The following is an 8,242-nucleotide window of genomic DNA, read 5'->3' as shown; positions in this document are numbered from 1 at the left end:
CGCGCTGGACCGCTGCCTTGTCAAGGTGCGGGATATGATCGACTGGGCAGCGATAAAATCATGTATCGGTTAATCCAGGGCGACGTCGGCTGCGGCAAAACTCTGGTCGCTTCGCTGGCTTTGTATGCCTGCGTGCTCAGCGGCCATCAGGGCGCGATCATGGCCCCAACGGAAATCCTTGCCCGTCAGCATGCCGTTTCCTTAAAGAAACTTTTCGCCGGTCTGCCGATCAAGATCGATGTACTTTGTTCGTCGCTGCCTTCGGCAAAGAAAAAAGAAGTGCTGCAGTCGATGAAGGACGGAACGCTGAATCTGGTCGCCGGCACGCACGCACTCTTTCAAAAGGAAGTGGAGTTTGCCAAACTGGGGTTGGTTGTCGCCGACGAACAGCATCGCTTCGGCGTAGAACAACGCCGCGCGTTAAAGGAAAAGGGCGAGAAGGTCGATTTTCTGTTGATGAGCGCGACGCCGATCCCGCGGACGCTGGCCGCGACGCTCTACGGCGACATGGATATCTCGACGATCATGACGATGCCGCCGGGCCGCAAACCGATTCAGACTCGGTTAGTGGAGGAAAACAGCCTGCGCACGATCATGCCGCAGCTGTTGAACCAGCTGGAGCAGGGCGGTCAGATTTACATCGTCTGCAGCGCGATCGAGGAAAATGAAAACTTCGACGGCCGCAACGTGCTCGATATTTTTGATAGCTTAAGCGAAGCCTTTTCAGGCAAGGCCAAGCTGGGCCTGATGCATGGGCGCATGAGCAGCGAGGAAAAGGAACAGGCAATGCATGATTTTGAGGCCAATAAGACGCAGATCTTAGTGTCGACGACGGTCATCGAGGTCGGCGTCAACGTCGTTAACGCCTGCTGCATGGTGATTTACGACGCGCACCGCTTCGGTCTGTCGCAGCTCCATCAGCTGCGCGGCCGGGTTGGCCGCGGACGCCGGCAGGGCTATTGTTTTTTATTGACCGCAAGCAAGGATCCGGAAAGTCTGGCCCGTTTGAAAATCATGGAACAGACGACGGACGGTTTCGAGATCGCGATGAAGGATCTGGAACAACGCGGACCAGGCGAGCTGCTGGGTACCCGTCAAAGCGGGGTGCCGGGATTGATTTTAGGCGATCTTATCGCCGATACCAGAATCATCCAGACTGCCCGTCAGGACGCGGCGCGGATCCTGAACGATCCGGACAACGCGGAGTTTCAGCCGTTGTTAACTAAAATCCGGAAAGAAAATGAATCCGCTATTTCTTATATGGATTAATCACGATATAATAAAATAAGAGAATCAGAAAGGAAGAAAAAAATGAAAATATGCGAATGGCTTGAAGCACGAGGAATTCATTGCAAAGACAGCCGGTTGATCGAGCAGGCTTTTGTGCATTCCTCGTATGTCAATGAACATAAGCAGCTGAAACATGATAACGAGCGCCTGGAATTCATGGGCGACGCGGTGCTGCAGCTGTGGGTTTCGGATAAATTGTTCCGCCTGGATCCGCCGCTGGATGAAGGGCACATGACGACCTTCCGCGCGCAGCTGGTGTGCGAGGAGGCGTTGGCGATCTATGCCCGGCAGCTGCAGCTGAATTCCTTCTTGAAGCTGGGCGTGGGCGAGGAAAAAACCGGCGGCCGCGAGCGCGATTCGATTATCGCCGATATGTTTGAAGCAATGCTGGGCGCACTGTATGAGGATGGCGGGATGGGATCGATCGACAATATCCTGACCGAGGTAATCGTGCCGCATTTAAGCCATCCGGAGGAACCGATCATCGTCGATTATAAGACGAAGCTGCAGGAATATGTCCAATCGGATTCCCGCAAAACCGTGACCTATGAAGTCATCAATACGACGGGGCCTTCCAATAAACCGGAGTTTGAAGTGCAGGTTAAACTGGACGGGATTATTCTGGGCACAGGCAAGGGCAACTCCAAGAAAAAGGCGGAACAAAAAGCCGCTCAGAACGCGTTTGAAAAGATGGTGCTGTGAAGATGAACAAGGGAAACTTCGGAACGCTGCAGGACGGCCGGTCTGCGCAGTGGTTAGAAATTGAAAACGATAAGCTGCGGGTGCGCGTCAGCGATTACGGCGCCACGCTGGTTTCACTGTGGGTCAAGGACGCACAGCTGGACGCAGTGCTGGGCTTCGATCAGGTCGGCGGCTATCAAAAATCCGTCAAATACATGGGCGCGATGATCGGGCGCGTCGCTAACCGCATCAAAGACGGGCAGTTCATGCTCGATGGACAGGTTTACACGCTTTACCGCAACGATAAAGGCAATACGCTGCACGGTGGTCAGGAAGGGTTTGACGCGAAGCTGTGGACGGTGCGGGAACATACTTCCCAGACGGTCACGCTGGAGCTGGTATCGCCGGCGGGCGACGAAGGCTTTCCCGGTGAGCTGACGGTCACGGTGACCTATGCTCTGGCAGGCAACCGGCTGTCGATCACGACCCGCACCCGCACGACCGCCGCGACGCCGGTATCGCTGACCAATCACGCGTATTTCTCGCTGAACGGACAGATTCCGTCGTTAGACGAACATTGGATTCAGGTGGACGCCGATGAAATCGGCCTGCTTGATCCCAATGGCTGCACGCGTCCGGAAACGCTGGAGGTCGAAGGCACGGCCTTCGATCTGCGCCAGCCGAAAAAACTGACCGAGGTCTTAAACCAACATCACAGCCAGCTGGAAATCGCCGGCGGCCTGGATCATAATTATGTGCTCAACGGCGTTGGCTTCCGACCGGTCGCCAGCCTGATCAAAGGCGGACTGACGATGCGGGTACTGAGCGATATGCCGGACATGCATGTCTACACCGCCAACTTCTTAAACAGCGAGGTTGGCCGCGGCGGGGTGCGGTATACGCCGCATTGCGCAGTTTGTTTTGAAACGCAGTATTATCCCAACAGCGTCAATGATCCATCGAAGATTTCCTGCATTCTGAACCCGGGTGAAACGATGGAGCATTGCACGGCATTTGAATTTGATCAGGAGGATCAGGCATGAACAAGACAGAGCTTAAAGCGGCGTTAAATGAACAGCGGCCGCGGATCACCAGTCTGTATGGAGAGGGACAGGCGGAGCGTCAGATCGCACGCTACGGCCAGTTGATCGACGATTACGAAAGAGCGTTTGGAAATACGGACTGCGCTTTGTTTTCGGCTCCGGGACGAACCGAGGTCGGCGGCAACCATACCGACCACCAACATGGCCGCGTTTTGGCAGCCAGCGTCAATATGGATGCGGCAGCGGCGGCCGGGCGGCGGGAAGGCGAGGTCGTCTTTTACTCGGAAGGCTTTGAGATCAAACCAGTGTCGTTAGCGGATCTGTTTGTCCATCCGGAAGAAAAAAACACCTCGGAAGCACTGATCCGCGGCGTGCTGGCCGGATTTGTCCAGCGCGGCTACAAGATCGGCGGATTTCAGGCCGTTTCCAACAGCACGGTGCTGAAAGGCTCGGGAATTTCTTCCTCCGCTGCTTTTGAAGTGCTGGTCGGCACGATTTTATCGCATTTGTATAATGACGGACAGGTTTCCGCGCAGGAAATCGCCAAGATCGGTCAGTATGCAGAAAACGTGTATTTTGGCAAGCCGAGCGGGCTGCTCGACCAGATGGCTTGTTCCGTCGGCAATTTTGTGACGATTGATTTCAAGGATCCGCAGAATGTGCTTGTGGAACAGGTTGATTTTGATTTCAATCACAGTCAGATCGCGTTGTGTCTGGTCGATACGCGCCAGGATCACGCCGATCTGTCGGATGAATACGGTCTGATGCCTTCAGAAATGCGCCAGGTTGCCGCGTATTTCGGCGCCGAGGTGCTGCGTCAGGTAGAGCCGGCTGAATTCTACCGCCGGCTGCGCGAGGTGCGGGAGAAGGTTCAGAACGATCGCGCAATTCTGCGGGCGATTCATTTCTTTGAGGAAGACGCGCGGGTGCCGCTGCAGGTGCAGGCGCTGAAGGATCACGATCTGAAGCGTTTCTTTGAACTGGTGATCGAATCGGGGCATTCCAGCTTCATGTATTTACAGAACGTAACCAGTCCGAGCGATATCCGGCATCAGTCGCTGGCGCTGGCGCTGGCCTTGTCGGAAAACGTGCTGAAGGGCCATGGCGCATGGCGCGTCCACGGCGGCGGTCTGGCAGGAACGATTCAGGCGTTTGTGCCGCTGGCGTTGCTTGACTCGTATCAGAAGGTCATGGACGACTGCTTCGGCTCAGGCAGCTGTCATGTTTTATCCATCCGTCCGGAAGGCGGAGTCCGGCTGATTTAAAAGAACCGTAAAGGTTCTTTTTTTGTTTTGTCAAGCAGAAAGCATCAGAATTCAGACACTTTCCTGTTAATGGAGATTGTGAATAATGAAATTAATTTAACTTGTTGAATTCACAAGGTGTTCGCTATATACTTAATTTATGAAAGGGATTGCAGAAAGGATGAGAGAACATGGTTGAAATTTTAGAAGCTCGTGTCCTGAACCCACAGATCACGTTGCTGAAGTTAAAAGCAGAGCGGATCGCGAAGAAGGTTCAGCCAGGACAGTTTGTGATTCTTCATCAAGATGAAAAAGCAGAAAGGATCCCGTTAACGATTGCGGATTCCGATCCGCAGGAGGGCACGATCACCGTGATCGTACAAGCCGCGGGTGAATCGACGAAGCGGCTGTGTGCCTTAAAGACCGGTGATTCGATTCGCGATGTCGTCGGGCCATTAGGCCAGGCTACTGATTTTGGCGAAGCACAGAATATCTGCGTGATCGGCGGCGGCGTCGGCTGCGCGATCGCGTATCCAAGTGCGAAGGCCTGCCACCAGCGGGGCGCGCATGTCGATTTGATCGCCGGCTTTAAAAATGAATCGCTGGTTATTTTGAAAGAGGAAATGGCAGCGATCGCGGACGAGTTTACGCTGATCAGCGACGATGGCAGCACCGGAAAGCAGGGTTTTGTCACCGATGCGCTGAAAGAAAAGCTGGAACAGGGAAAGAAATATGATTTAGTCATCGCCATCGGACCGATCATCATGATGAAGATGGTCTGCAAGGTGACGGAAGCGGCTGGTATTAAGACGCTGGTCAGCTTGAATCCGATCATGATCGACGGCACCGGCATGTGCGGCGGATGCCGCGTCACCGTCGGCGGCAAGGTGAAGTTCGCCTGTGTCGACGGCCCGGATTTCGACGGCCATCAGGTTGATTTCGACGAGCTAATGCAGCGTAACCGCACGTATATGGAAGATCATCGCTGTCATCTTGAGGAGGCGAAATAACATGCCGAATATGCAGAATGAAAAAACGCCGATGCCTTTGCAGGAGGGCCTGGTGCGGATTACAAACTTTGAGGAAGTTGCGTTAGGTTATACTGAGGAACAGATGATCAACGAGGCAGATCGTTGTCTGCACTGCGTCAATCATCCATGCACAGCGGGCTGCCCGGTTTCCGTCATGATTCCGGATTTTATCCAGGCGCTGAAGCAGGGCAAGATCGACGAGGCTTACGGCATCATTACCAAGACCAACAGTTTCCCGACAATCTGCGGGCGCGTCTGTCCGCAGGAAAACCAGTGTGAAAAGAACTGTGTCCGCGGAATCCGCGGGGAAGCCGTGGCGATCGGCCGGCTGGAACGCTATGTCGCCGACCATCACACGCCAGTTTACCCGGAAAAGCCGCAGCCCAACGGAATGAAGGTTGCGATTGTCGGCTCCGGTCCGGCCGGGCTGGCCTGTGCGGCGGATTTGGCGAAGGAAGGGTTTGCGGTGACGATCTATGAAGCTTTGCATGAGGCGGGCGGCGTCTTGCGCTACGGTATTCCGGAATTTCGTCTGCCGAAGCGAATCGTCGACGAACAGCTCGATCAACTGAAACACCTGGGCGTTGCGATTGAAACCAACGTCATTATCGGCAAGACCTTGACGATGCAGGAGTTGGAAGACGAAGGCTTCCAGGCGGTCTTTATCGGCAGCGGCGCCGGTTTACCGAAGTTCATGGGCATTCCGGGAGAAACTGCGGCCGGGGTCTTCAGCGCTAACGAAGTGCTGACCCGCGTCAATCTGATGAAGGCCTATCGCGAGGATCATCTGACGCCGTATTATCAAAGCAATCACACGATCGTCGTGGGCGGCGGCAACGTCGCGATGGATGCCGCACGCTGCGCCCGCCGGCTGGGGAAGAAAGTTACAATCGTCTACCGCCGGTCGCTGGCGGAAATGCCGGCGCGCAAGGAAGAAGTCGAACATGCGATGGACGAGGACATCACGTTTATGACGCTGCACAATCCGGTTGAAATCTACAAGGATGAGAAAGGCTTCGTCAAAGGCGTGAAGCTGGAGAAGATGGAGCTGGGCGAGCCGGATGAGCGCGGCCGGCGTTCGCCGGTGCCGACTGGAGAAATGATCGATTTGGTCTGCGACTGCGTGATCATGGCTTTAGGCACTTCCAGCAATCCGCTGCTTGTCCGCAGTGAACCTCGCTTACAGACCAATGCCCGCGGGTGTCTGGTCGTCAACGAAGAACAGGAAACGACGATGAAGAACGTCTACGCCGGCGGCGACGCAGTCAGCGGCGCGGCGACGGTCATCCTGGCGTTAGGCGCGGGGAAGAAAGCGGCCGCCTCGATTATCAAGGCGTTGACGCCGAACAAAGCATAATTGTAAAATCTTGAAGAGCTGCGCAGGTTGAGAGAAGCGCAGCTTTTCTCATTTTTTAAAACAAGCAAGGCGGAAATGCAAGGCTTTCCTGTCGAACGTACTTTTTGATTTTGAGTATAGCTTTAACGATGATTTCTGCGAATGAGGGGAAAGTAACCTTGCGAAACATAAAAAAACTGCCCCGAGGAATCTGAGCAGGAATGATTAAATTCAAGGACATCTAGACTAAGAAAAAGGACATCTGACTAAGAAATAGGATGCAGGTCTTCAGGCATTATCGGCAGGAATTCCTGACTGTGCCTGAAAATGCAGCGTGACCCGCAGAATTTCACTCACAGTGCCGAAACGAAACGGTAATCCCCAGACGCCCATTCCACTGGTGACCAGCGCTTGCGGCTGGGTATCGCAGTGGCCGGCGACGCACGGATAAGCCAGTCCAACAATCAGGGAGAACGGCGCAACCTGTCCCGCGTGGGTATGGCCGGACACCTGTAAAAGCACCGCCGGGTTTTTCTCTTTCAGTTTAGGCTGATGATCGACGACGATCCAGTCGGCGTTCAGATTGCCGATCAAATCGTTTAACGCCAGACGCGGCTGCGAGCGGTCCTGACGGAACAACAGCTGAAGATGCTCGTCAATCGCGATGGTTTGATCGCGAAGCAGGACGATCCGGCTGGCCTGGATTTGTTGGAAATACGCTTCATAGCGGCGTTGGTGGTATTCATGATTGCCCGCCGCCAGATAGACCGTTTCCAGTTGGGAATGATTGACGGCATCGAGGAATTGCTGCAGCTGTTGCGGCGTCGTGTATTCGTCGAACAGATCGCCGGCGATGATCACCGGCTGCTCCGGCGTTTGTTCCAGGATGCGGATTAAGGCGTTGATTTCCTTCGTGTTGACGGAGGTTCCCAAATGCAAATCCGAGATCACGGTGAACTGCAGTTCGTCATGTGGAAACCGGGAGCTCAGCGTGAGCTGGGTATCGTGAACGGCAAGCGTATGCGCCTGCCGCCATCCTGTGACGCTGATTCCGCCGCTCAGCAGGACGCTGAGACTCAGCCAGCTGAGCAGCCAGGTCCGCGTACCGGTGTGCCGCAGCTGAAAAAGCAGCAGAAGCAGTGTGGAAATCGCCAGGAAAACCAACGCGCCCAAGGCCAGAGCCTGAACGAATTGCGTAGAGCCCAGCGGTAAGGGCATGAACCGGACGATGAATATCAGTACCGCGACTCCGTCAAAAATCTGGATTTTTTTGCGAATGCTGAACGAAACATGACTGCGCTCAAGCAGGCGCTGCTGGGCGGCCAGACCCGCCAGAATTCCGGCCAAGACCAGAATTAATATCAATTTAAGCACCATAGTCTCACTTCCTATTCATTAGGATACCAGAGAAAACGAAAAATCAGCGTCAGAAAAAATAAAGAATTTTGAAAACCGGCTTCAAAGAAGACCAGGACTAACCTGGAAGAATCAGTTCAATGAAAATTGTTTCAGGAAGAAATTGAAAAAAGATCATCAAGAAGTTCAGGAATCCGGGGAAAAGACTTTAAAAGACCTGCGTTTTTTTCTATAATGAAAATCAGAGATCGGAAGAGCGTC

7 protein-coding genes are annotated in these 8,242 nt (G+C 54.1%); 6 read left to right on the top strand and 1 reads right to left on the bottom strand.

Translation table 11 applies throughout. The annotated features are described in order from the left end of the window. From AC5OW4_RS13160 to gltA, 6 genes are all read left to right on the top strand, one after another. Positions 1-1,269 (top strand): ATP-dependent DNA helicase RecG (locus tag AC5OW4_RS13160; RefSeq protein ID WP_493677068.1); only part of this gene is annotated, 1,269 nt, incomplete at its 5' end. 42 nt (positions 1,270-1,311) lie between these two features. Then, positions 1,312-1,992 (top strand): ribonuclease III, encoded by a 681-nt coding sequence (gene rnc, locus AC5OW4_RS13155; RefSeq protein ID WP_295767700.1) that lies wholly within the window; start codon positions 1,312-1,314, stop codon positions 1,990-1,992. A 2-nt stretch (positions 1,993-1,994) separates the two neighbouring features. Continuing rightward, complete coding sequence (locus AC5OW4_RS13150) at positions 1,995-3,014, top strand: aldose epimerase family protein (protein ID WP_295767698.1); 1,020 nt, start codon at positions 1,995-1,997, stop codon at positions 3,012-3,014. Beyond that, positions 3,011-4,279 carry a galactokinase gene (locus AC5OW4_RS13145; RefSeq protein WP_295767696.1) on the top strand — a complete coding sequence of 423 codons (1,269 nt, stop codon included), beginning with the start codon at positions 3,011-3,013 and terminating at the stop codon, positions 4,277-4,279. Before AC5OW4_RS13150 ends, AC5OW4_RS13145 begins: the two co-directional genes overlap by 4 nt. A 170-nt stretch (positions 4,280-4,449) precedes the next feature. Further along, positions 4,450-5,268 (top strand): sulfide/dihydroorotate dehydrogenase-like FAD/NAD-binding protein, encoded by an 819-nt coding sequence (locus AC5OW4_RS13140; RefSeq protein ID WP_195397147.1) that lies wholly within the window; start codon positions 4,450-4,452, stop codon positions 5,266-5,268. A gap of 1 nt (position 5,269) precedes the next feature. Further along, positions 5,270-6,646 (top strand): NADPH-dependent glutamate synthase, encoded by a 1,377-nt coding sequence (gltA, locus tag AC5OW4_RS13135; protein ID WP_195397149.1) that lies wholly within the window; start codon positions 5,270-5,272, stop codon positions 6,644-6,646. Between the two features lie 267 nt (positions 6,647-6,913). Here gltA and AC5OW4_RS13130 read toward each other — a convergent pair whose 3' ends face one another. Next, on the bottom strand, positions 6,914-8,002 hold the full coding sequence (locus AC5OW4_RS13130) for a metallophosphoesterase (RefSeq protein WP_308560365.1): 1,089 nt from the start codon (positions 8,000-8,002) through the stop codon (positions 6,914-6,916). Positions 8,003-8,242: the final 240 nt, after the last annotated feature.

It is taken from the genome of Holdemania sp., from assembly GCF_986127675.1.
Note: the sequence above shows the minus strand (reverse complement) of the source record. Positions and strands in the feature narration are given on the sequence as shown.

What these genes read in the sequence shown, in the direction of transcription:
- rnc (WP_295767700.1), top strand. Translation starts at nt 1,312, where the DNA reads ATGAAAATATGCGAATGGCTTGAAGCACGAGGAATTCATTGCAAAGAC.
- AC5OW4_RS13150 (WP_295767698.1), top strand. Translation starts at nt 1,995, where the DNA reads ATGAACAAGGGAAACTTCGGAACGCTGCAGGACGGCCGGTCTGCGCAG.
- AC5OW4_RS13145 (WP_295767696.1), top strand. Translation starts at nt 3,011, where the DNA reads ATGAACAAGACAGAGCTTAAAGCGGCGTTAAATGAACAGCGGCCGCGG.
- AC5OW4_RS13140 (WP_195397147.1), top strand. Translation starts at nt 4,450, where the DNA reads ATGGTTGAAATTTTAGAAGCTCGTGTCCTGAACCCACAGATCACGTTG.
- gltA (WP_195397149.1), top strand. Translation starts at nt 5,270, where the DNA reads ATGCCGAATATGCAGAATGAAAAAACGCCGATGCCTTTGCAGGAGGGC.
- AC5OW4_RS13130 (WP_308560365.1), bottom strand. Translation starts at nt 8,002, where the DNA reads ATGGTGCTTAAATTGATATTAATTCTGGTCTTGGCCGGAATTCTGGCG.